We start from the raw sequence: 25,775 nt of genomic DNA, 5'->3' as shown, positions 1-25,775 counted from the left end.
TTGTTAAAACCAGATTTATCTTCCATTATACCCAATGCCCCTTTCCGCAATCTGTTGTAAATCGGCAGTTCCTTCTGCTGGCTTGTTTACATTCAAGACCGCAAGTTTTTCTCTTAACTGTTGTCGTGCTTTAAATAGATTAGATTTAGATGTTCCTGTTGATATTTTTAAGAGACTGGCTATTTCTTCATGCGAATAACCATCAATAGCATACAAATTAAATACGGTACGATAAGCCGGGGAAAGTTTTTGGACTAAAACCAGTAAATCTTTATAAGCCAGTTGCTCATAAATCGAAGCAGCCTGGCCAATTTCCTCATGATCATTTACGTCATCATGATCCGAAAACTTCAGATTCATCCGGTAACGATCAATCGCCGTGTTTGTAATAATGCGTGCAAGCCATGGCTTAAAGGGTTTTTCAAGATCATATTTTTCTATATGTGTAAAAACTTTCAGGAATCCATCATTTAATACTTCGGCAGCGTCAAAATCATTTAAAGCGTACCGACGGCATATAGCCATGCAATAACTATAAAATTCTTTATAGAGTAAATACTGACTTGACCTTTCCTTCTTGATGCACCCAATAATGATACTTTGCACCTATTCTTATAATTTAACCTGAGCCATTTTCCTACCAATACGTCGCTTATAGACGAAAGGTTGCCAAACCTAATCATAAAATTTGTTTTCACACCTAAAAACCTGTATAACAGACCATTATTTTTATTAATAATATTTAATTTCTATTCCACACAACCTTTAGCTCTTATTCGCCGTAACCGCAATAATTAAAAACATTATTCACATTTATCCTCAGCAACCATGAATTTATCTTTTAGAAAAGGGATGGCTCTTTGCAGTTTAACATTGATAGTTATGCTCTCGGCCTGTTCAAAAAACAATGACTCCACACCTGGCGGGCAAAATCCTTATGGTAACCCACCGGTCACTACACCAGCCACATCCAGTCTTGCGTTGACTACCAATGCAAAATTTGGCAGTATCCTGACCGATGCCAATGGAAAATCACTTTATGCTTTTGCTATTGATGCCAATGGTACATCAGGATGCTCAGGCTCATGTGCGATTGCATGGATGCCTTATTATGCAGGAAATGAAACTGCTCCTACAGGAATTACAGCAAAAGACATCAGTACCATTACCCGTGCAGACGGCAAAAAACAAACTGTTTATAAAGGATGGCCTTTATACTATTTCTCAGGAGATGCAACTAAAGGAGACGTGAATGGAGATGGCTCAGGCGGAACATGGTTTATCGCTAAACCGGATTACTCCTTGATGTTCGCGAACAATCAGCTGGTAGGCGGCATTGACGGTAAAAATTATACCGCTGATGGAAAAGAAGGTACAGGAATTACCCAATATCTGACTGATGCAGCCGGCAGAACTTTGTATGCATATGCACCTGATCAGTTTAACCTGAATACCTATACCAAAGCCGATTTGAGTAATGATGGCGCCTGGCCTATCTATGAATCAGACGTGCTCAATGTACCCTCAGTAATCAAAAAAGATATGCTTGTACAGATTACAGCTGCGGGCAAAAAACAATTAACCTACAAAGGCCATCCACTCTATTATTTCGGGGCTGACGCCAAACGCGGTGACACTAGAGGAGTCAACGTAGGCGCAGGTTTGTGGCCGATTCTTACTGTAAACACAATTGCATTAACTCCTTAATTTAACTACTATGTCAAAATTCACCTATCCTGTGATTACGATCATGATGACTTTACTTATTTTATCTGCCTGTTCAAAAAACCAGGCTGATGAACCTAAACCTGTGGTACCGGAAAAACCCGGTACCAAGGTTTCTTATGCCGAAGTATTGCAACCGCTGCTTCAGGCCAAATGTGCCGGATGCCATGCTCCGGGTAATAGAGCCTCTACTGCCTGGAGTTTTAACGGGTATACTTCCGTTACTGGTAATGCAGATAGAATTAAACAGGCTGTTTTAGTCAGCAAAACCATGCCAATCGGAGGAACACTCTCTGCCACAGAACTTCAGTCTATCAAAGACTGGTTTGACCAGGGTATGCTTCAATAATTATTTAATCATCACCATATGAAATTATACTATCCAATGAAAACATACTATATAATGAAAAGGGTATCACTCTTTATCTGTATTTGCCTGTTCGCAATCCATGCCCGTGCCCAGGATATTTTAATTAGCAAAAACGCATCCGTTTCTTTCTTTTCCAGTACAGTCATGGAAGATATAGAAGGAAAAAGCAATACAGCAAGTTCTGTCATTAATGCTAAAACGAAAGAGCTTGTTTTTAAAGTGAGCAACACTTCTTTTCAGTTCCAAAAAAAACTGATGCAGGAGCACTTTAATGAGAACTATATGGAGAGCGACAAATTTCCATTTTCTAAGTTTAGCGGAAAAATTACTGATAATGTTGACCTGAGCAAAGACGGAAATTACACCGTTTCTGTAGCAGGAAATCTGGATATCCACGGGGTAGTGAAGCCTTATCAAGGCAAAGTAACCCTGGCTATCGCTCAGGGAGTTATTACTGCAAAAACAACCTTTAAAGTAAAAATCGAAGATCACAATATCAAAGTACCTTCTCTGGTTTTCAAGCATATTGCCGAATTCGTAGAAGTACGTTTATCCGCAGTTTACCAACCTAAAAAATCATCCTGATTTTCATCAACCGACCATTTAAGTAAATAGTATAAAATGATACAAAAACGATTAACGTCATTCCGGAAAAACCTGCTGCTGATAGGACTTGTTCTCAGCAGCTTTCGTGGTTTTGGACAGCAGGACCTGGAGAAAGAACTGACCAATACGAATCCTGTTCATGAAAAGGTATTTGCCACCTTTAAAGACACCAAATTAATTAATGGGCATACCAACGAAACGATCCATAAAAATGAGCTGGAATTTAAAGTCGATCACCGCTTTGGAGATATCGCAGGCAGCAATGGTGGGTTAAAACAGTTTTTTGGACTGGACAATTCTACTGATGTACGGATTGGTTTTGATTATGGGCTGACCGACCGGTTGAGCATTGGTCTGGCCAGAGCAAAAGGTGCAACTAATGTACAACAGCTCTATGAAGGAAGCATAAAATACAGGCTACTGGAACAGACCACTGACGATTATATTCCTTTTGCGGTTACTTTATTTGGAAGTAATACAATTGCCGCTGTTAAAGCCAGTGATGATCCTGCCGCAGCTACCGCTTACCGCAAGTTCAGTGACCGGATGAATTTTGTCAGCCAGGTTATTCTGGCCAGGAAGTTTAATTCAAACTTCTCGTTTAGCCTGACGCCAACTTACCTGCATAAAAACTTTACCGCCTTCAGAGATCAGAATGATCTTTTTGCTATTGGTGCAGGAGCAAGAGCTAAAATCAGTAAGCGAATGGCTATTGTAGTTGATTATTTTATTCCGTTCCGGAACAAAGATGACAAGGCTTATCTGGAACAAACCAGTGGGGTGAAGTTTTATAATCCCTTAGGTGTAGGCTTGGAGATTGAAACAGGCGGACACGTTTTCCACCTGAACTTTACTAATGCTGCCGCCATAGAAGAGATGCAGTATATCTCTCAAACAACCAGTTCCTGGCTAAAAGGACAATACAGGTGGGGTTTCAGTATTGCCAGAAGATTTTCTTTTAATAAGAAAAAAGAGAAAATATAACTTTTAATTTTTCAGATTTTGATGTGGCTCTCCTTTGCGGCCACATCAAATCTATTTCAACTGGAGATCTTTTCTTCCAGTTTAACTTGCAATCTTTTCTTCCAGTTTAACCTGCGATCTTTTTTCCAGATTAACTTGCGATCTTTTCTTCCAGTTTTGCTTTTACAAAATCAAACCACTCTTTTCTCAAAATACTGAGAATGGCACTATCCCTTCTGCCACCATGTCCATCGGGCATGTGATTCCGAAGCACCCCTTCAATTTTGCAGCCTATACTTTTCATCGCAGCTATACTTCTGTGGTTGCTGTTGTCTGCTCTGAATTCAACCCTTTCCATACCCAAATCTTCGAAAGCATATTTTAATAAAAGATATTTACAGTTTTTATTAAGCCCGGTTCCCTGGAAATCACCACCATACCAGGTGTAGCCAAAAAGCAGGGTTTTATAAGTTGGTTGTATATCATAATATCTTGTAGAACCAGCATAACTATTGGTTAGCTTATCAAAAATAATAAATGGGTAAGCGTTTCCTTTTTCCTTATCCTCCATCGCCGCCTGGAGATAGCCAGTCAGATTTTCAGCACTATCCGGACGCGTTAACGAATAGTGCCAGATTTCAGGTTCATTCAATGAAAAAGGCAATAAATGTTCATGATCTGCTACACTAAGCGGGCGGATTAAAGCGCGTTCATTCTCTAATATAATTGTAGTTTCTTTCAGTAATTCGCTCATTCCTTAAGGTAATAATTTTTCACTAAGATGCTATAAACAATTTAAAAACCTAATAAACCAGGCACTATAAATTGTTGATAACTCCTGTATCCAATTCAATTTCAGCTCAGGCCTAATAACGGAAATTTAAAGAGATATAAGGATACCAGCCCTCTTCAGAATGTCCGGCAACAAGACGCACAACTGCCATCGAAGCAGGGGCAAAATACAATCCCCCACCTACGCCATTATGCCATTTAGTTGATTCTTCCCCTTTTTTCCAGACCCTGCCTATATCATGAAAACCAACCAAGCCTAATTGCCCCGGTAATACATAACTCACAAAATCTGCCAGTTTAACCCGCATTTCAAGGTTATTATAAAAACTATGATCACCAGCAAATCTGAATTGACGGAAGCCTAATAAAGTACCTTCTCCACCTAAAAATGCAGATTGATAGAAGGGTTGTTTACCGACAGTTATTGCACCACCAAAACGCTCTGCGATTACAAAATTAGACTTACTATCGAGGTTTTTATATAAGGCGACACTTCCCAGGAACTGACCAAAGGTGTTCGCATATTTATTCAGACCGGTATAACCCTGCAACTTCAAGTTGATATAACTTCCTAAAGAAGGCAGGATTTCATTGTTACGGGTATTGTTGATAAAATTAACTACAACACCTGTATATAATTTATCTTTTGAGATAGTCAGGCTATCTGATGAGTGCAGGTTCGTACTGTTATTAATAAACCTTCCGGTATTGTCATCCTTGTTGAAACTATAATATTGAAAAGACGGACCAATACTGAATGAAGATTTTGGCCGTTTCCAGCGCAATGCCGGATCAAACTGATATAAACTAAATCTTGCCCGGTAATAGCTGATCCCATCAATGGATTGATCAAAAGAAGTTTCATTTCCTGCGCCAAAGAAATTCTGTGTGTTGTGTGGTGCATATGCACTGGCCTGCAGAATCAGATCTGCTTTTCCGAAAGTGTGCATCCATTCTCCGCGATAATCAAACTTAAAGGCCTTGGTACTAAAAGAGTGGATAAAAGAGAACTGCTGTGTATTTCCATAAGGGAATTTTCTGAATCCAGGGTTCATAAATTTAATAGAGAAGCCTAATGACAATCCATCATCCTTATTAAATCCACCATTCAGCAAATACATACTTCTGTGGTATAAATCTGTTTGCTTGTAAGAAACATTGCCCGTATCATTTGACAATATTTTAGTAAACCTGCCCGCATCACCAGTAAAAACAGCACTATCAATTTTATCATAAAGTTTTACTTTGTGATAAGAGTTCTCTATATGATAGGCTTTAATTCCATGCCCGCCGATAATACGCAATTTAATATCAGTTGCTTTGTTGTTTAAAACAAGACTATCATTTCCATTGTGAGTATATAACCTGATTTCTTTTGTAATTTTCGGATCAAAAGTCTTGATGAACATTTGCGTTTTCACCTTTTTATTTTTTGATAACTGGTGGATGTCCACCGTTAATCCGCCACCAGCAGCATCCGAAATTTCTATCAGTTCACCCTTATCACTTGCTTGTATGTCTACAATTTTATTAAAGAAATGATAATATTCATTCATCATTTCTGGTAATTTCGCTCTTCTCTCTTTCAATTGTGCCAGCAGCTGATCGTGGCGTAAAGAATAACCTGGCTCCGGCAATTTCCTCAATGCTTTCTCCAGCACTTCATCCGTTAAATCAGTACAAAAAGTATGAATAACATCCATCCATTGTTTTTCTGATAACTGACTTAATAAGCGGGTGGCCATTGCTCTGCTTTCCCAAACAAACCAGTTTACATCCTTCACATTTCTTTCATATCCCTGGATCATTGGCAACAGGTAAGAAGATTGTGCATATCTTGGAATCAGTCCCTGACTCAAATAAAACACCTGGTCACGGTCACGTGGAACGGGTTGATAAACTTCTCTTTCTCCAGATTTATCCAGCGTCCATCTCCACTGATCAAAATGTCTGTCCCAATCTCCAATCAAAATATCCAGTGCTTTCGCTTTCAGGTATTGAGGTCCATCATAAGTATAGTCATTGTCCCTGGCCAGTTTCTTATACATTTTATAAGTATTATCAGACTTGCCAGTTGGCTCCCTTTCTTCCAAAAGACAAAGCGTATTTTCAAACACCCTTCCATATTTACCCAGGTTAGCATCCGGAGAAATCCACCCGATAATTGGATTAGCATGAGCCACACCTACAGCTTCAGCAATATCCGGTACAATTAATGCCGAAAACGGATGCTGTGCAGACATGTTATCTTTTAAAATATCCTTCGCAAAAGTCTCTCTCAGGTTTTCCGGCAACAGGGATTCCGGATATTTTTCTACACTTCTTAATACCCATTCTTTTCCCTGCTTATCCACCATACGCAAGGAGTGTGACTGGAAACCACCACCGCGTTGCAGCGGTGTCAGACCACCCTTAATTTCAGAAAGCCGGATTACTGGTACTTTAGTTTCCAATGCATATTCTTTCCGGTAATTCTCTCCGAAAAAGAAACGGTGAACTTTACTTACACTATCATATTTCGGATATATTTTGATAGAAATACTATCTTTTGTGATCACCTTCACTGTATTTGCAGATTCACGGGCAACAGGTACAAAGGTTTTAGTATAACTATATACCTTTTTGACACCATCCGCTGTATATACGTAAAAATCATAACGCATATCATTGTTCATCAGCAAATCGGCAATTACGTAGCCTTGTTCTGATTCCTGGAAAATAGAGTTTTTACCTTTCTTATTGGCAGAATGTTTAGCACCACCACCACTAACTACCTGCAGATTCAACTGTTCACTTTTGATCAGTTGTAAGCCATGGTCATGTCCAGAGAAATAAGTAAGATTAGGATAAGCACCGAAAACACCGTTTATCTTTTTAATCATATCCTTATAAAAAGGATGCTTCAAATCTTCAGGGCTTAAAAAAGAAGACCGCAGCAAAGGATACAAAGAACCGATAATAGGTAAAGGAATATATAGATTTTTATTCAGTGAGGTTAAAGGGAATATATGATTTTTTAAGGTGAAATATCCGCCGTGGGCCCCATAACTCTGCAATGGGTGATGATCAGCAAATAAAATAACTTTTCCGCGGTTAGCTTCCAGCAATTCCTGCATACGGGCAATCACATCATCCTTAGTCTTGCAGCTGCATTCAGATTCAGGGTTTTGTTTAGCGTAAGGATATAACCACCATTCGCTGTCAAATGCAATAATCGCTAAATTGTCTGTGAGTTGGATCGCTGTCGGATCAGGACATCCGCTTGGCGGGATCATTTTTAATAAAGAGTCATTTTGCTCAGCCAGGTATTCTCCCTGACGGATAATTTTAGCTAAACCATCAGGTCCCATTTTATCCCAATCGTGGTTTCCCGGAATAAAATACACCGCGGCTCCCATTTGACGCATCGGCTGAAATTGGGATTGCAGAATCTGCTTGGTTGTTTCTTCTTCTTTACTTCCAGGCAAGCCCATTCCTGCTGGATATATATTATCTCCCAGGTACATTACTGTTGTTTTTCCAGCGATGACATGTTTCGCCGCATTCTTCAAAGACGCTCTTTGTGCTGTATTCATTTCACCAGCATCGCCAATAAAGATCACCCTGTATTTTAAAGAATCTTGTGCTTTAACAAAAGCAGCACTAAGTAAAAAGAAAAGTAAGAGCGTAACATTTTTCATGGGTCTGTATTTGTTTTTTTTTCAGCAGTGATGAAGCTATCCTGATTTTATGTTCATTCTATTTGTGATTTGAAAAATCATGCTGGTTTCATGAGCAGATAGCATTTATATGATGTTATAAAATTACAGCATTTCTAACAAAATATAAGATTAAAACATGATGGTTTTTAAAGCTTGTTTAAACAGGTATCAACTACTCCGAATTAAAAATCAGATTAATTTTTAATTTAAAATAACAGTAGATAACTTGCACTTCAATTTCGCCAGTATATGTATCGCTTCAATTTTCTTTTCTTTGGTTTGTGTTGCGTCTTTTTAACCGCATCCGCACAACGCAGGAACACTTATTTTATCAAAAACAATGGAGCCCGTGTTACCGAACGTGACAGTGCTGATTTTATTCGTCACGTCATAGAACCAGATCCGGGCAGTGAATTTTATAAGGTTAAGGAATACTATCTGGATGGTACTGTGAAGAGCACTGGATTTTCCAGCAAAATTTACCCTCCGCTTTATGAAGGGCTACGCACTACCTTTTATCCGAACGGTAATCTGGAGGAAACAGCTCATTTTATTAAAGGTCATGAAATAGATACGGCAACCAGTTATTATCCGGATGGCAAATTATATAGTGTGCGGGTCTACAGTATCACTCCCGAACAGGCTAAACAATTACTTTGGGTGGCACCTGATGAAAAGATACTAACCGTCAAAGATATGACCGGTAAAGATTTGACAGTCAACGGAAATGGTGAATACATCGCTTATGATAATGATTTTAAAGAAATTCTGGAAAGAGGCCAGCTTAAGGAGGGTCTGCACGAAGGAGTCTGGACAGGAAAAACAAAAGACTCTTCCGCGAATTATACAGAGACTTATGTTCATGGTAAACTAATTTCCGGAGAAAGTATAAATGCGCAGCATATCACCTATAAATACACTGAAGCCTATATTCAGCCCGTATTTAAAGGTGGAATGAAGAGATTCTATAGTTATCTGGCCAGCCATATTAAATATCCGCCAAGTTGTTATAAAGCAGGGATTCAAGGCGTGGCACAAATGAAATTTACCATAGAAAGAGATGGTACCCTGACTGATATCAAAGTGCTGAATGCCATACATCCCGATATCGCAGCAGAAGCAACCAGAGTGATGCGTGCATCTCCAAAATGGGAACCTGGAAAAATGAGAGGTGAACCCGTAAGAGTGGCTTACAATATCCCGTTATCTTTTCACCTTTAACCACAGATAAACGGTAAAATTTATTTTTTTACTGGTCAAGCCATTTCTTAAAAGCTTCGGCTCTTTCTTCACTGACAACGACCTCAGCAGTTTCTGGTTTTGGGGATAAATGTATCCTGACCCGGTTGCGGGAAAGTTTGTACATTTCCTTGATTGCATTGATATGAATGATAAACTTGCGATTGATCCGGAAGAAACTGTCCTGATCCAGTTTGGGTTCCAGACTGCCGATCGTTTCTTCAATAATATAGTTTTGCTGATCTTTAGTAACCAGGAAAAGATACTTATCATCGGCCATAAAATAAGCCACCTGATCGGCGGCTACTGTTTTAATCAGCTTGCCTACTTTCACCATAAACCGGTTACGCGTTCTCCCTAATACTTCTTCTACCTTTTGCACCAGCTGGGGAGTATTGATGTTGGTCTGGCGGATATTACTCAGCTTAGTTAATGCGCTGCGCACATCTTCTTCATCAAATGGTTTAAGCAGGTAATCAATTCCCTGGTTCTTAAAAGCTTTTAAAGTATATTGATCGTATGCTGTAGTAAAGATGACCGGACTGCTCACTTCTACCCTTTGGAAGATCTGGAAACTCTCTCCGTCACCCAAATGAATATCCATAAAGAGAAGATCTGCCTGATGGTTTTGCAGCCAGTTTACCGCAGCTTCAACTGTCCCGACTATGGCATGTACTTTTATTTCTGGATTAATGTGCACGAGCATATTCTGCAGGGTAACTGCAGCTAGTTCTTCGTCCTCAATAATCAGTACAGTCATGCTTGAATTGCTTAACTGTAAATGTAAAAAAAAACTCCGGCCTGCAGAAACAGACCGGAGTTAAATCAGCTTTAATATAGCATTTGATAGTTTAACTCAAATGCTATAATAGATTTGGGTTATTCACGACAGCTTCCTTAGGAAATCTCAGCGTGTATCTTGGATCATTTAGCTGTAAAGTGTAAGTTGTTCCAGCTATAGTATGCGTTAAAGCAGGTTGTCCGTATCTTCTTAAATCATACCAACGGTGACCTTCTAAAGCTAATTCTCTTTCACGCTCTGCATAAATCTCTTTTAAAAGATCTGTTTTCGCCAAGGCCTGAATTCTTGTTTGCTCTGTTTCGAAGTAGGCTGGTTTTAAACGCTTCGCTTTTAGTGCCAGTAAACTTTCTGTTGCCAATGCTGTATTGCCAGTTTGCAAAGCTGCTTCAGCCTGGATCAGATATAATTCTCCGTTGCGGAAGGAAATCTTAGATTCGTTACCTGTCGTTTTCTGAGAAACATATCCATTGCTTGATTTACTAAAATACATTGGAAAACGAAGATCATTCGCCTGATTGTAAATACTCAATAAATGCGATGAGATAAAGAACGACTGCGCTACAGAAATTACCAGTGTTTTCTCCATCGACAGGATATTCTCTTTGGCCTGAAAATGATTTGGCAATTTACTACCTGTAACATTCAGATCTTCTAATTGATTGTTTAGTGCTAAAGCCTGTTGCGCTGCTGCTAATGAATTGTTCCAGTCACCTTTAAATTCATAGACTCTGGCTTTCAGCGCCAATGCCGCACGTGTGGTAAAACGATAGTTTTTTCCAGCTTCGAAGGTAGCCACATTCAATAATTTCTGACCTTCATTAATATCTTCAATTACCTGATTATAGACAGCCTCAACGGTGGCAGGAGCATATTTTTGTTCCAAATCCATTTTGATTGATAAAGGTACTCCGCGGTCAGTTCCAGCAGTAGCTGCCTGGTATGGTTTCGCATATACATTCAATAATTCAAAGTGGCTATAAGCTCTTAACAAGTAAGCCTCCCCTTTCAATTGATCTGTTTCTGCATTTTTACCTGCCTTATCCTGTACTTCTGCAATTACCTCATTGGCATAAAATATAGTTCTATAAAATTCCAGGTATTGGAAAGAAGTGGTTACCGGATCTGGAGAAGCATCGTTCCATTTAAAAATATCACGATAAAATGCAATATCAACACCAGATTCATCGATAGCCAATTCATCTGTCCGTATAGCCAAAAGTGATTTATTTGTGGAGAAACCGGCATAAGCTGTATTCAATAAATCCCTGAAATCGGCTGCAGTTTTAGGGACAACTTTTCCTATGGGTTCTATATCTAAATATTTTTTACAACTGCCCAGGGTGAGTAACACCAATAGTACAGCAGATAATTTTATAATTTTCTTCATTTTGAATCTGTTTTTAAGTCTAAAATGTTGCGTTTAAACCAACTGAAATACTTCTGGAAATAGGTTGAGCATAAATATTACCGTAAGTTTCAGGATCAGTATATCCTTTGTATCCTGTACTCAATACGAATAAGTTCCTGCCTTCAATACTAAATCTCAATGAATTCGCTTTAATTTTCGATGAAATTTTTGCTGGTAAAGTATAACCTACGCGGACACTATTTACACGCAGATAGCTCATTCTTTTAGCGAAAACGTCTAAAGATTTGTAAGAGTTTCCAGGATCAGTATTGTTATACCAGTTAAAAGCCATCCAGCGGCTACCATCACCAGTTGCACTATCAAAAATCTGTGGCTGATTGGTGTTTGTATTGGCAGGTGTCCATGCGTTTAAAATATCTTTAGAGAAATTCATTCCACGGTCAACGGCTGCTGGATTATAAGCAGGTGTAGCAGTCATCAGCTGACTGATGTTAAAGATCGCTGAAATAGACAAATCAATATTTCCAAAACGGAAACGGTTAATCAAGCCTCCTGTATATTTAGGATCTCTATCGCCTGCATAAGTAAATAGCCCTTGGTATTCTTTATTAGTTAAAGAAGAAGCTGTAGCGTTTCCAGGGAAGAAATCTGCATATGGATCATATAATTTATAGAAGTTTTCTACAGATACCACTTTACCATCCTGGATGAATTGTGGAATTCCATTCGCGTCCAATCCTGCTGTTTTCAAAACGAATAATGCATTTACAGGATAACCTTCTCTTGATGGCGTGAATTGATTCGCTCTGGCCATTTCACGGGTAACTTTACTTTTATTATGGGCGATGTTGAAATCAGTCCACCATTGGAATCCTTTAGTACTGATATTTCTTGTCGAAATAGTCAGCTCTAATCCTTTATTCTTAACCTGTGCAAAGTTAGAGTTGGTAAATTCAAAACCATTCTCCAACGGTAAAGATTGTAAGCCGATCAGGTCTTTACTGTTCCTGTTGTAATAATCGAAAGTAATCTGGAAAGCATTGTTAAATAAACCCAGATCTACACCTGCATTAAAAGTTGTTGTTTTTTCCCATCGAAGTTTATTGTTAGGCGGGTTTTCTACGTTAATTGTTTCTTGTGTGCCTCCTGGTAATATATCAGCACTACCATATCTGCCAACAATTTTCGGCGTAGTGTTTTTGTCAATATTCCCCTGTATACCGTATGAAGTACGGAAACGCAGATTCGAGATCCATTTTGCTTTTTTTATAAAATCTTCCTCATTCGCATTCCATGCGCCCGAGATAGAGTAAATTGGCAGGTACCTGTATTTAGGATCTACACCGAATAAATCTGATCCATCGTAACGAATACTTCCGTAAGCCGTATATTTTCTGTCATAAGTATAAGAAAGTGTACCATAGAAAGAAGCATAAGCATTGCTCAGTTTTGACTTTCTGTACGCACGATAAATTTCATCGTTTATCCTGTCTGAACTTGGGAATAGGATATTCTGGTTGGTTAAAGTGCGTTCGTTATAACCGAAAGCTTTAGTAGCCAGGTCATCATTGTTATTTTTCCTGAATTCAGTACCAGCAAGCGCTTCGATTTCATGTTTCTGGTTGATTACTTTTTTATATTCCAGTAAAGTTTTCCAGTTGTACTGGAAGAAAGAAGTCTGCTGATTTTGCATAATTCCACCGGCAGGTAAAAAGTATTCGTACTGTTTGGTTTTAGCGTTATAATAACTTGTACCTTGTTTGAATTTACGGGTAAAATAAGAATCTTCACCTGCATATTTTTCAATACCTGTCTCTTCAAACTGCAAACCCAGTTCAGAATGTAATTTCAAATCTTTAATGATTTGATAATCCATATCAATAATACTCTTTACACTTTTATTTCCTAAAGTATAACGGGTGTTATTTCTTTCTTCAATAATGTTGAAAGGGACATAAATATCACCACGCAGGTTATTGGTCCCGAAAATATCCCTATCATAAGAATAGCTTCCATCAGCATTTCTAACCTGCTGGTATGGGTTAACATTCCTGGAATATCTTGCAGGATTCGTAAAACCATCTACGTCTGCCAGGTAATTTTTACGATCTGATTTGGAACCGAAAATCGCAACACCAAGTTTTAACTTCTGAGAGATATTAAAATCAGTCTTCAAAGTCATATTATATCTTTTCAGCCCTGTCCCTATGGTTGTTCCTTTTTCATCGTAATAGCCACCAGAAAAATAATAATTGGCCTGGTCATTCCCACCAGAAAGACTTAAGCTGTATTGTTGGTTAATCGCTGTCTGATAAAGCTCTTTACCCCAGTCTGTATTGTTTCCACGCAGTGCGTTAATTGCTTGCTGAGTAGCAGGGCTCAAAGCTGAAAAACCATTGGTCTGGTAGTTTTCCAATTCTGTGTTCTGGTTAAGAATCCTGGCCACCCCACCCTGACTGTTCCGGTAAAGAAGATCTGGTCTTGCGGCAAGTCCTAATTCAAAGTCAACTTTTTCAGTTGAGTTCATCAGGTTCAGTTTATCCAGGTTGGGACGTTCAGAGATGAAAGTATTGGCATTAAAATTTATCGATATCGGTCCTTTCTTCCCTTTTTTAGTCGTGATCACAATAACGCCGTTTGCTGCTCTGGCCCCATAAATAGAGGTTGCTGCTGCATCCTTTAAAATTGTAATGTCAGCGATATCATCAGGGTTTAAGCCGGCAATTGGCAAGTTACGCAGCTGGTCAATGTTGTCTTTATCTGTCAGGTTATTGGGTAAATTTGTTCCTTCTAATGGAATCCCGTCTAATACCCATAAAGGATCCTGTCCGCCGTTCAATGAAACTGTACCACGGATACGGATTTTTGGTGCTCCCGATGGGCCGCCACCCAATGAGGTTACTGCGACACCAGCAATCTGACCTTCCAGCATCTGGTCAATTCCTGAAACACCAGACTGGCGAACTTTGTCGTATTCCAATACAGTGGTAGCTGTAGTATTCTTACGTTTTGAAATCGCAGTATAACCGTTTACAACTACTTCGCCCAGGTTATTGTCGCTACTCGCCATAGAGATAGTGAGCTTAGTCTTATTGATGATATTTACCAATACAGAACTATACCCCATATAACTCACGCGAATGGCTGGTGTGCCTTCGGGAACAGTTAATGTAAATTTACCCTCCGCGTTAGTTACGGTACCGATTGCTGTATTCTGGATTACTCCGGTGACGCCGGTCTGTTCACCTATCGTGGATTTGTCCACATAAACAGATGCACCTGGTATTGGCAATCCTTCCGGATCCAGAACCTGTCCACTGATAGTGGTTTGTTTCTGACTGTATCCTGAAAGACTGAGGCCGGTCAGGAAGAGTATTAACAGTAGATTTTTAATCATAGTTTGTTGTTTAGGTGTGTTTGAGAATGTGTGAATTGGTGTGTGTGGTGTGTTTATTTGTGTGTGTTTTTGTGTATTTTTATTTAGTTTGAAGACTTTGACGGATACGAAGGATCAAGTCCATGTAGTGGCCCTTAGTTGCCTCATCTCCTCTGTTCTTATTGTTTTCCAATAGGGTTAAGATTTGTAAAAGTTCTCCTCTTTTGGCCGCTGCAACTTCCGAAGTCCGGGTCATTGCAGTGACATAAATATTTCTCAGGTTTGCCGATGGATTGATATTATTTTCCATCGCATGATTCAAGTCAGTTTCCTCTTGATTTAAACCCAAATCGCAGGTCTGTGGTAAGTTATTCAGGCTGGTTTGGAACAATGATTTCTTCGTAATTTTCTCCAGCATCTTATCGGTACTCACCAATAATACATCTACATAGTTTTGCTGTAACATACGGTCTGTGATAGACAATGTTTTTCCTTTCAGGGTCTTTGCGAAAATTACAGGGCGGATATCTTGAAACAATTCACCAACAGTGAATACGTTTTCTTTGCCAAACTGAACTTCCATTTCCAACATTCTCAATAGCCGGTCTTCGCCCAGTAAACTGTAAAGCAAACCATACTGATATTCACGTCTCAGGTTTAATGGTGCATATTCCATCGGGCCTATTGGTGTATCTTTTATCGGGAAGGTTTTTTTAAGTAACTCTTTGTTGAACAACCATTCCGGCATAGTAAATACCTGGTCTTTGAAATATCCCAATGCACCTTTCTGAATCTTTACAGGCACTGGGGCATAAGCATCTTTACCGTCTCCGCTCACTGGGTTTTCCAGATAATAACCACCGATGTTTGCAGTTACATGTTCTGCATAGGTTTGCCATTGCCAGATTGCAGCCAGGTAAAGTTTACCGGCCTGGTAATAATTATCACCTTCTGGTGCAGACCAGGTTAAAATTTGTGGGATCAGGCGTTTTAAGTTCGCCAGTCCATAACGGCTTGCTTTTACTGCATCATCACCAAGGTCTTCGGATTGCGCTCTTGGATCTACGATGTTTTTCGCTTGCTGCTGTTCTCCATAATGGTACAAAGGATCATTTGCATGTACTTTAATCCATTCTTTAAGGATTGGCAGTTCCTGATGCGGATCTTCTGCCGGTAACCAGCGGTATCCCCAGGCAATAGCGTATTTATCATAAATACCGATTTGAGGGGTGATATTAGTGACTTTATCTTCTGGTTGTGCTACATAATTAAAACGTGCATAATCCATAATGGAAGAAGCTGTTCCGCCCATACGATTGGTAAAAGCCGGGGAACGTAAAGAGTCGACCGGGAAGGATGCCGAAGAAGACATATTGTGTTTCAGCCCTAAAGTATGCCCAATTTCATGAGAAGAAACGAAACGGATTGCATGTCCCATTCTTTGATCAGACACGTCATTATTTCTTACTTCAGGATCAATGATCCCGGTTTGCACACGCATCCAGTATTGAACTGAAGTCATTACATTATGCCACCAGATGACATCAGATTCCAGAATTTCTCCTGATCGCGGATCTACTACAGCCGGGCCCATTGCATTTGATTTAGGCGAAGCGGCATAAGTAATTTCTGAGTAACGTACATCGTCCCCATCGTAATCTGTGGTATCTGTAACTTCACGGGCTTGAATTGCGTTTTTGAAACCTGCTTGTTCAAAGGCTTTCTGCCAGTCATATACCCCGGCTATAATTTCTTTTCTCCATTTTGGCGGAGTTGCAGGATCTATATAAAAAATGATCGGTTTAACTGGTTCTACCAGTTCACCTTTAAGATATCTTGCGCGGTCTTCTGGTTTAGGTTCCATTCTCCAGCGGGTAACTAGTTCTCTGGTTTCCAGTTTATGCTGTGCATCTGAAAAATACCATCTTGGTGTACTGAAAAAACCAACTCTGTTATCTGCAAAACGAGGTTTCATTGGTTTTTCAGGTAATAAAAGAATATTAGTGGTTACCGTAATACTAATAGGTACGCTGATTCCCGCATCCATTACCCTGGTGCTCATTAATGCACGAACAACAATATTCTGAGGGAAACTTTTAATTTTTTCAATAGCTGACAGGGAAGTTTTAGGTGTTGCCCCTAATCCCATATCGTTAAATACATCATTGAAACTTTTCTCTGTTCCATCAAAAACCTTATTCATCTTCACCACAACGGCCGACGAATCTGGCGAGTAAGCTTCGATTTTAAATGATTCGATCACAGAACCGGTAAAGTTATCTTTCACTGAGCGCGTAATGGCATCGCCCGCAGGGGATTCAACCTGAGGTACGATAACCTTAACCCATACTGTTTTAGCCGCTTTATTTCTTGAAAACCGAATAACTCTGTTATCGAAGTTCATTCCTTTATTGACACCCGACTCGTTAAGTGCCAATGGTACTGAGGATATTTTATTGACTACTAAAAAGTCTTTTTCCATCAGGTTCAGTGGAATTTCGAAGTAGTAATCGTTTTCCACCTGGTGTACTTTAAATAGACCTTTTATTGTAGTTGCTTTCTTTACTAATTCGGCATAACTTTTTTCTTCCTTTTTACTAGTGCTATCTGTTTTCTTTTTAACCGTATCTGTAACTGATTTTTTACTGGTAATCTTACCTTTATGCAGAGGTAATTTCTTAGGCTGTACAGGTAGTTTTTTAGGTATCTGGGTAAAACCGTTTACGTTGCACAAGAATAAAAAGAGCGCCGTAAAAGACAATTTCAAAAGTTTTTTAGTCAAAATCATGCTACAAAATCCCCCTTAGTTAGGAGATTATGAAATTATTAAAAGTGAAAGTCCTGTTATGTGAAGTGAAAGCGCAGTTTTAAGGAGTGGAAGGTTTTTTAATCAGTGGCAAGAAACATTGATAGGTCCCATTTTTAATTCCATAGCTCAGCTGGAAGTCTCCAAAGTGCGCATAAATACCCTGCAGATATTTCAACCCTTGTTTCCCTGAATCTTTCACATCGTTGCGCAACTGCAAGTTATTGGTGACCACTATACCTTCTCCCACACTCCTGATACTGATATGAAGGGGCTGAGGTTTAGAAACAATATTGTGCTTTACTGCATTCTCGACTAAAGTCTGCACACTCATAAATGGAATATAAGCGGAAGAGTGTTGAGGATCAATATCGATTTCCAAAGATGCCAGTGCTTCACCAAACCGTATTTTTAACAGGAAAAAGTATTCACTGGCAAAACTTACTTCTCTGGAAACTTCTTCCAATCCATTTGGTGTAGGGTCTAAAACATAGCGATATACTCTCGAAAGTTTAACGACAAATGCTTTAGCCAGATCGGGTTGTTCTTCGATTAAACCATTCAGAGAGCTTAATGAATTAAACAGAAAATGCGGGTCGAGCTTTTCTTTGAGTTTATCGAGTTGCAGAATTGCATTTTCTTTTTCCTGTTGTGCAGCGAGTATTTCGGCTTGCTGCCTCAGCATAAATTGCTTTTGCCATTTGACTTGTGACCATTCAATTAGGACCAGAATAATCAGGGTGGTAGCAATCAGCATCAGGAATACATATTTTTCGATCGCTTTTACGTCTTCATCTATCACAAAAACAGGTGTTTCCAGCACCATGGTCCATTTCATCCGGCTGATGCCAAATGGAGTATAAAATCTAAAAACTGGCATCCCAAGGTAAGAAGAGGTGGCTATTTCATAGAAGCTTATACTATCGGCAAGCTTTTCAAGACCAGTTGTTCTGACTCCGCCAGGCATTTGTTTTCCAATCTGCTTTTCATCTGGACTCAGGACATAATCTCCCTGCTCGTCAACAATATAGATAGATGCACGGCTTTTACTGTCTACCCCCCATAAATAACGTTGTAATTCTTTGAAATTTATATCCAGACCCAGAATAAGCGTAGAGGAATCTGCAAGGCGATGCCGGGTAGCCAGCAGGCCGTGAATAGAATCTTCTACATTAATAATAGTCCCTATTCTTGTGATAGTATCTTTTGAAAGAAGTTGACTATGAATCCATTTCTTCTGATAGGGTAAGATCTCACCATGCTGATCATGAGTACCATTTTCTCTGATTGTCCTGTAAACCGTATCCCGGCCATTGATCATCGCATACCAACCATGTTTTATTTTAGAGTGGCTCAGTAAAAGTGCATTGATCAGCTTTTCGCCTTTCAGAAAATCATTTGCCGACTTAAATTGTGGTATAATGAGTTCAGCATTGTTCAATCCTCCGATAAAACCTCTGAACTCATTATTGATAACGTTGGATTTCAGCTGATAAATGCTGGTTGCCATATCCATGCTGATCCGTTCTGTGCGCTTATTGAATTTACTGGTTATAAAAAACCCAATCCCACTAAAACACAGTAAGATAAATACTCCGATGGTAATTAAATACCTGGAGTTATATACTGAATTTTTCATTCCGGCAAATATAGTCAAAATGCCTAAAACCTATTTTACAAGTCTGCGTTCCACCTTGGCATCCGTTGAAAGAGCTGATAATGTCTTTCAAACAATATATTTTCCACTTTACCCGGGCTGTCTGTATACTTCTCATTATAAGTAATGTACCAGTAAACATCCAGCGCCTCCACGTTTTCCTTCTTCATTTGGGCAGGCCAGGATATTTCTCTTGGTATGTCTGTAAATTGCATCCCGTTAATCAGCTGATCTTTGAGTCCTCCAATTCCTGTATTCTGAATAGAATTTAATCCTTTCTTGGTAACTTCCCCTGTCCCTCCTATAAATACAAGTTCAACTCTCCCATTTTTCAGGGCATAAGTAAGGAATATACCGACTTGCTTCTCGGGTGCGTTACACACGTCCTTTAATTTATCTTCCGGCATCAAAAAGAAATGCCCGTTCTTTTTGTATTTATTCAATTCATTAAACATATGATGGTTGTTTCAAATATCAGTTAATAACTATAAATCAATATTCTCCACGGTAGAATATAAATATATAAAAACCAATTAATAACGTTCTCATGGAAAGTCATTATTTCAATACAAACACATTGAATAATATTCAGTTTTAAATTATAAAAAGAAATGCTGCCTGTTTGTCAATTCAGGCAATTCGTCAATCCGATACGTTCTCTGCCTTTGATTTCACCAGAATTTGTAGTCACTGTCAATTCTACCCATAAGGTATGCGGCGGAACTTCAACACTCCAGGAATTGTATTCCGTAAGTTCGATATTTCCCTGCGCTGTGCGGGCTACCCATTTTCTGTTTGATGCTCCAGCTACCGGGTTTGCATATAAAATAAAGGAATAGTTATTGTCGCAGAGTATATAAGGCTTGAATGTGACAACTGTCTGAACATTTCCTAACCAGCCTGTCCCGGTAACAGGCTTAGCTTTGGTTATCTTTGAAGCGTTAAATTGTGCAACCTGGTTTTTCTGATCTCCATTTTTAAAGGAACAGAAAAATAGCACCAGGAATAAATAGCAAATACTTTTTCTCATCACAGTCTTGTTTTTAATTAGTTAATTTAATACTATTATTTTAAAAAGAAAAATAAATAAGCCCCAAATGAAAATATTCTTCTTATTTACTTATCTGTCGCTCACTTTAGGAAATTCCTGTCTGATGGCACAATCCAGGAAAGCTGCTGAAATGAATATGGAACAAGTATATGCTCAGGCAAACTCTTCTTATCGGGAATTTGAAAGGAAACGTGGAGGTTATATTCAAACAGCTAATGTATTGATGCATTATCTGTGCTGGGGAAATCCAAAAAATGTTCCTTTAATCTGGTCACATGGAAGCTTTAGTCACAGTTATGAACTGGCTGGTCTGGCAAAGCTGCTCACTGATGGAGGATATTATTTAATTGCTGTTGATTATTATGGACATGGTCAGACACCGATTCCTGAAAAAGAAGTATCACTTTATAATTCTGCGGACGATATCCGGGTATTAATGGATTCTTTAAAGATTGATCAGGCTATCCTTGGAGGATTTTCCAGGGGAGGATATATTGCTGCTGCTTTTTATCAAAGTTATCCGGACAGAGTTAAGGCCTTAATATTAGAGGATGGAGGCTCTGTAGCATTTAATACATTTAACCATCAAATGAGCGAAGAAGCGCTCCTTACTAAAATCAGATCTAGGGTACCTGAACAAGGAGTCAATAGTATTTATGAAGCCTCTTTTGATTCGCCAATGGCGGCTTATGAGAGCCTATATGACAAGAGTGCTGGTGGCAATCAATTTGAATTATTAAATATTGTCAAACGAAAAGGCAATCAGTGGGTTACTTATGCAGGGTTAAGTGACTTTTTCTATATGAAAGATGATCAGCAATTTAAAAACCTGGTTTTAAAGCCAAATAATTCGCCATTGTATGGGGCCTCGATCACAATGGTTCAACCGAAAATTATCTTTAGAAATCTGCGTGTACCTCTATTAATACTTGATCCGGTATCTGATCATGACCCCATGCCTTTCGAAAAAGATAACATTGCCTTGGCCAATCAATTTCCAGAGCTGATAACCAGGATTGAATTTGCCGGAGTTGAACACAACATTCATTATGAAAAGCCAGTGCAATTTAGCCACGAACTCCTCAAGTTTCTAAATATCGTCAAAAAAGAAACTCCGTTGTTTTTACAAAAGAAATAACTAATAAGCGAATAGATGCCCTTATCTTTGGTTCTCATAGCTTATCTTAATATTTCACAGCACACACCATGGTCAGATTGAACAATGAAACACCCACCGATATATTGCAGGAGGTTAAGAAAGGTAGCTTAGTAACGGATACTTTTAGTAAAACAGGCCTGGTAGAAACAATTGAGATCAGTGATGATGGATTATACCGGATCTACACTTTTAATCTGGTGACTGGCAGAAGCATTGTGGTAAAGAGATAATAAAACAATCAGTAAGATCAGGACCGGGAACATAACCGGAAAACTTATTGTTTTAAAATATAAAATGACGAATATTAAAATGCTGGCGAGGAAAACTACGGATAAGGGTTTACTTAGTTTTTTGAAAAAAACCAGCAGATAAAAAGGATGGCACCATAGCAGGTTTAAATTATACTTCACTAATTCCAGACTGGAAAAAAGAGATAGGTAGAGTAGTAAACATCCCACCAGACTAATCATTGTAAAAACGGTAAATGTTACCCATTTCATCAGTTTATTCGCCCCGCTTGTCTTTTCTATAAATGGACTGAGCAGCAGGAGCAGGAGTAAAAAACTATAAAGAGTTATGGCAAAAATATTCGGGTAAACAGGCTCTATTTTGCCGGGTTTAAATAAATAAATAGCAGAGTTAGCCATTTTGCGCTTTCCCAATTGAATCTGGTCTAATCTTTTTTGCAAAGTATCAGGCAGAAATAGGTTGATAGCTTTACTGGAAATCACATCTGCTTTTCTCCCTAACAATACATTCATTCCGATCATAGAAATTTCATTATTGGTCAGGTAATTACTTACCAGCATTCTGACCGGGTTACCTGTTCCCTGATTAGTAATAGAAAGCGAATGCTCAAAATCAGGGCCTATGCTTTGTGTTAACAAGTCTACTATTTTTGTTGCGCAGTTGTTCTTTATAAAATTATAGTAATAATATTTATTCGCTGGTTTGAGTTGTTCGTTGAGCAGGAAAAAGAGTTTATCTTTCTCTCGCTGTGTCAGGTTAAGTTTTTGTGTGGAGACTGCTTGCTGATCTTTTATATATCCTTGCAAAAATGAGTGATAAGACGAAACAGATAAGAAATACTTCATTCTTCCGCTGATGAAGTTGATATAAAAATCAGGATCCTCATTATCAAATGTTCCGTAGTTATAGACCAGGTCCAGCTGTTTTTCTTCATCTGTAATCCTGATTGCGCTATGACCGAATAAGGCGTAAATATATTTACTGGTTTTGCTGCAGGTGAGGAGGTTTACAGTAGCGCTCTTTGAGAGCAAAAAAATATTTTCTGATGGTAAACCAGCAACAGCAATCCTGATACACCCCAAAACAAAGACGAACAAAAGAAGTAAAGGTTTTCGCATGAGCAAGTCTGTAAGCGTAAATTCCAGAGCAATTTGCATTTATACTGTTAACTCCATGCAAAATATTCATTGCTTTTCAGCTTAAAAGGAATAATTCAATAATTTCTCAACTTATTTAATTTCGTACAAGTCTAACATATTCAATCGATTAATCCTCATTATGGCTATAGCTATGTATGTAAGCCACAATATTTTCATTATTTAATTTGCATCCCATTCAAATTTAATTACTTTTGCCACCCCGGGGGATTAGCTCAGTTGGCTAGAGCGCTTGCCTGGCAGGCAAGAGGTCAGCGGTTCGACTCCGCTATTCTCCACCAGAGAATCAAAATGATCGGGGGGATACCAGAGTGGCCAAATGGGACAGACTGTAACTCTGTTGTCGCGAGACTTCGAAGGTTCGAATCCTTCTCCCCCCACTCTTATCAGAAACCTTTCAGTTAATTCTGAAAGGTTTTTTTGTTTACGGGAGTTAGCCAATAACAAGCGATTCTGTCTCTATAAAGCACTCTATTGTTAGTACATTGTTAGTACAACATGTGACCATAATCACTAATTATGGTTTATTATAAACTTATCCTAAATGACAAACGATCTAAATCAGATCAGATTTACCCAATCGTAGTAAGAGTTACAAGTAACAGAATCAGTACTACAGTTTCTACCGGATTAAGAGTTCACATTAAAGAATGGGATGCAATTAAAGCCGTTATTAAAAATAGTCATCCAAATTGCCATATACTGAATCATCAGCTTTTAGACTTTTACACCAAAGTACAGCGGTCTATTCTTAAACTTCAAGATCAGCAAGACTTCTCATTCGAGAATCTTAAACTGAGTTTAAAAGAACAGCCTGTACAAACTTCAATCCAAGCGAAGATCTCATTTAATGAGTTCGCAGAACAGATAATAAGGGAACTTCACGAATCTAACAAGTCTGGCAATGCGTTAGTTTATCAAGCTTCATGGAACAGATTATCCAGCTTCATCAAAAACAAGAGGCTTAATTTTACTGATATTGATTATACGTTACTGGAGGCATTCAAACAACACCTAATGAAGGATGGTGTTAAGACAAACACAATAAGTAATTATTTCAGGACAATAAGGGCATTATACAATCGTGGAATCAAAGCGAGACTTGTGGATCGATCATGTTACCCCTTTCATGATGTAACAATAAAATCAGAACGAACAACGAAGCGAGCAGTAAACATAACTGATATTGCTCGATTGAAAACAATAATTATTAAACCAGAGACATCAGCATGGCATAGCAGGAATTACTTCATGCTCAGCATATCTTTAGTTGGAATAGCATTCACCGACCTGGCTTATTTAAGACACAAAGACATTCAAAAAGGCAGGCTGATATATAGAAGGAGAAAAACGCACAAAGAATACAATATAAAACTCACTCCACTTGCCAATTCAATAATTCAGATATACAAAGGCAGGAGCGAAAAGTACTTACTTCCAATCCTTCCCTCTACAACTGTTGAAGACTCTTTGACGGCACATAAAATCATCAAACAATGCATAAAGACAACAAATAAATATTTGAAGAGGATGGCTACAGAATTGGAAATCGATGAGCTTACCACTTACGTTGCCAGACATACATGGGCTACTACAGCAAAACGATTAGGTTTTTCAAATGAATTGATAGCAGAAGCATTAGGACACGAGTACGGGAATAAAATAACAAACATCTATTTAGATGCCTTTGAACAATCAATAGTTGATGAGGTAAATGATAAAGTGCTTGAATGTTTGACCTAGTTAAATATCTTTACAGCGGAGTGGCACAACTGCTCCGCTTTTATTTCGATCATATTTTTATACATGTCAATAAACCATAAATGATCTACCAACAGATTTATTCTGAGGTACACATTTTACAAATCACACTCATTTTATGCCATTAATAACCGTAACAGGTGGATGTCTAATAAGTTATAAGGCCATTAAGGACTACCACTTTTCTGCTCAAGCACTTTATGAAGAAAAGCTTAAGCAAGCTCTCCCATTAGAAGAAGACTTCACCTATGAGATCCTTATGGATGTTGAGTCTGAAAAGGAAGCTAAACAAGTATTTCTTGATTACATAGGAAAATTAAATGATCTTGGAATTGCTCATCATGCAGGTCATTTAGCTTTCATTACGCAGAGTCTTATCAAATTTGAAGGCAACTACATAAATGACGATGCGGTCAAGAACGATCTGGTCATCGATGATTTAAAATTATTAGAAAGATTACTTATCATTCAAAGAGATGAAGCCTATGAAACTCTAAACCTAGAGTTTACCAGTAAGAAGGGAATTGATAACAAGAAATTTGAACACTATTGTTTAATATCTAATAAGCCATTTATAAAGGCTACAGTTGCCAGCGCAATCAACTCACAGTTTGAAATTATTAAAAGTAAATCATATTCTTACTCATTTGACATAGCTAATTCACTATCAACGATTAAAGAACCTAGCGTGGAAAATATAAGTAACCTTGTAACCAAAGCTAGTGCAGTCAGCATGAAACCATTCAAAATGCAGTTATTATACACAGTTTGCCTAACTCTGCGAAGATTTTTAAATGATTGGTCTCTTCTTAATCCAAATAACGCTGAGTTCCCGAGTGATCAAGCACGAGTAATATACTATACCTGTAAAATTCATGGATTATTATCTGTGACGCACGATGTGGAACGTGATGCACTCAACTATACACGAATGTTATTGAAGAACAACAGCAATATCAAACCAATGAATGGAATCATAACTAACTAATAGA

19 protein-coding genes and 2 tRNA genes are annotated in these 25,775 nt (G+C 38.5%); 10 read left to right on the top strand and 11 right to left on the bottom strand.

The window, feature by feature from the left end:
• Positions 1–15: 15 nt before the first annotated feature.
• The gene (locus AY601_RS24395; RefSeq protein WP_068406430.1) at positions 16–606 is read right to left on the bottom strand and encodes an RNA polymerase sigma factor; all 591 of its coding nucleotides are present in this window, start codon (positions 604–606) and stop codon (positions 16–18) included.
• A 222-nt stretch (positions 607–828) separates the two neighbouring features.
• Here AY601_RS24395 and AY601_RS24390 point away from each other — a divergent pair, with 222 nt between their 5' ends.
• Genes AY601_RS24390 through AY601_RS24375 form a run of 4 tightly spaced genes read left to right on the top strand, consistent with a single transcriptional unit; the run spans position 829 to position 3,685 of the window.
• On the top strand, positions 829–1,707 hold the full coding sequence (locus tag AY601_RS24390) for a hypothetical protein (RefSeq protein WP_198163574.1): 879 nt from the start codon (positions 829–831) through the stop codon (positions 1,705–1,707).
• A 10-nt stretch (positions 1,708–1,717) separates the two neighbouring features.
• Entirely contained in the window at positions 1,718–2,074 is a 357-nt protein-coding gene (locus AY601_RS24385; RefSeq protein WP_068406428.1) for a c-type cytochrome, read from the top strand.
• Between the two features lie 18 nt (positions 2,075–2,092).
• Entirely contained in the window at positions 2,093–2,680 is a 588-nt protein-coding gene (locus tag AY601_RS24380; protein WP_232324664.1) for a YceI family protein, read from the top strand.
• A gap of 36 nt (positions 2,681–2,716) precedes the next feature.
• Positions 2,717–3,685, top strand: a complete 969-nt coding sequence (locus tag AY601_RS24375) for a DUF5777 family beta-barrel protein (RefSeq protein WP_068406424.1) — start codon at positions 2,717–2,719, stop codon at positions 3,683–3,685.
• A 130-nt stretch (positions 3,686–3,815) separates the two neighbouring features.
• On the opposite strand, the gene AY601_RS24370 is transcribed toward AY601_RS24375, so the two are convergent.
• Positions 3,816–4,418: a GNAT family N-acetyltransferase gene (locus AY601_RS24370; RefSeq protein WP_068406422.1), complete on the bottom strand. Its 603-nt coding sequence runs from the start codon at positions 4,416–4,418 to the stop codon at positions 3,816–3,818.
• A gap of 112 nt (positions 4,419–4,530) precedes the next feature.
• The gene (locus AY601_RS24365; protein ID WP_084359446.1) at positions 4,531–8,136 is read right to left on the bottom strand and encodes a metallophosphoesterase; all 3,606 of its coding nucleotides are present in this window, start codon (positions 8,134–8,136) and stop codon (positions 4,531–4,533) included.
• Between the two features lie 270 nt (positions 8,137–8,406).
• Between AY601_RS24365 and AY601_RS24360 the strand changes: the two genes are divergently transcribed.
• Positions 8,407–9,378 (top strand): energy transducer TonB, encoded by a 972-nt coding sequence (locus AY601_RS24360; RefSeq protein ID WP_068406420.1) that lies wholly within the window; start codon positions 8,407–8,409, stop codon positions 9,376–9,378.
• A 28-nt stretch (positions 9,379–9,406) separates the two neighbouring features.
• Here the strand turns inward: AY601_RS24360 and AY601_RS24355 are convergent, their stop codons facing one another.
• From AY601_RS24355 to AY601_RS24325, 7 genes are all read right to left on the bottom strand, one after another.
• Entirely contained in the window at positions 9,407–10,156 is a 750-nt protein-coding gene (locus tag AY601_RS24355; protein WP_068406418.1) for a LytR/AlgR family response regulator transcription factor, read from the bottom strand.
• 103 nt (positions 10,157–10,259) lie between these two features.
• Positions 10,260–11,585: a RagB/SusD family nutrient uptake outer membrane protein gene (locus AY601_RS24350; RefSeq protein WP_068406416.1), complete on the bottom strand. Its 1,326-nt coding sequence runs from the start codon at positions 11,583–11,585 to the stop codon at positions 10,260–10,262.
• A 19-nt stretch (positions 11,586–11,604) separates the two neighbouring features.
• Positions 11,605–14,964: a SusC/RagA family TonB-linked outer membrane protein gene (locus tag AY601_RS24345; RefSeq protein ID WP_068406408.1), complete on the bottom strand. Its 3,360-nt coding sequence runs from the start codon at positions 14,962–14,964 to the stop codon at positions 11,605–11,607.
• A 79-nt stretch (positions 14,965–15,043) separates the two neighbouring features.
• Positions 15,044–17,704, bottom strand: a complete 2,661-nt coding sequence (locus tag AY601_RS24340; RefSeq protein WP_232324663.1) for a zinc-dependent metalloprotease — start codon at positions 17,702–17,704, stop codon at positions 15,044–15,046.
• A 106-nt stretch (positions 17,705–17,810) separates the two neighbouring features.
• Complete coding sequence (locus AY601_RS24335) at positions 17,811–19,388, bottom strand: sensor histidine kinase (RefSeq protein ID WP_068406405.1); 1,578 nt, start codon at positions 19,386–19,388, stop codon at positions 17,811–17,813.
• A gap of 35 nt (positions 19,389–19,423) precedes the next feature.
• Positions 19,424–19,861, bottom strand: coding sequence for a hypothetical protein (locus tag AY601_RS24330; protein ID WP_068406402.1), 438 nt, complete (start codon positions 19,859–19,861; stop codon positions 19,424–19,426).
• A 170-nt stretch (positions 19,862–20,031) separates the two neighbouring features.
• On the bottom strand, positions 20,032–20,436 hold the full coding sequence (locus AY601_RS24325; RefSeq protein ID WP_068406400.1) for a hypothetical protein: 405 nt from the start codon (positions 20,434–20,436) through the stop codon (positions 20,032–20,034).
• Between the two features lie 67 nt (positions 20,437–20,503).
• Between AY601_RS24325 and AY601_RS24320 the strand changes: the two genes are divergently transcribed.
• A complete protein-coding gene (locus tag AY601_RS24320) occupies positions 20,504–21,595 on the top strand; it encodes an alpha/beta fold hydrolase (protein WP_068406398.1) in 1,092 nt (363 codons plus the stop codon).
• Between the two features lie 191 nt (positions 21,596–21,786).
• On the opposite strand, the gene AY601_RS24315 is transcribed toward AY601_RS24320, so the two are convergent.
• Positions 21,787–23,022 carry a DUF4105 domain-containing protein gene (locus AY601_RS24315; RefSeq protein ID WP_068406396.1) on the bottom strand — a complete coding sequence of 412 codons (1,236 nt, stop codon included), beginning with the start codon at positions 23,020–23,022 and terminating at the stop codon, positions 21,787–21,789.
• Between the two features lie 204 nt (positions 23,023–23,226).
• Here AY601_RS24315 and AY601_RS24310 point away from each other — a divergent pair.
• The 4 genes from AY601_RS24310 (at position 23,227) to AY601_RS24295 (ending at position 25,771) form a co-directional block, all read left to right on the top strand.
• Positions 23,227–23,303: transfer RNA gene (locus AY601_RS24310), tRNA-Ala, on the top strand.
• 16 nt (positions 23,304–23,319) lie between these two features.
• Positions 23,320–23,402: transfer RNA gene (locus AY601_RS24305), tRNA-Tyr, on the top strand.
• Between the two features lie 139 nt (positions 23,403–23,541).
• Positions 23,542–24,765 (top strand): site-specific integrase, encoded by a 1,224-nt coding sequence (locus AY601_RS24300; RefSeq protein WP_068406390.1) that lies wholly within the window; start codon positions 23,542–23,544, stop codon positions 24,763–24,765.
• 136 nt (positions 24,766–24,901) lie between these two features.
• Positions 24,902–25,771, top strand: coding sequence for a hypothetical protein (locus AY601_RS24295; protein WP_068406387.1), 870 nt, complete (start codon positions 24,902–24,904; stop codon positions 25,769–25,771).
• Positions 25,772–25,775 lie beyond the last annotated feature (4 nt).

This window comes from Pedobacter cryoconitis (assembly GCF_001590605.1).
GTDB lineage: Bacteria > Bacteroidota > Bacteroidia > Sphingobacteriales > Sphingobacteriaceae > Pedobacter > Pedobacter cryoconitis_A.
This window is presented reverse-complemented; position numbering and strand designations above follow the sequence as displayed.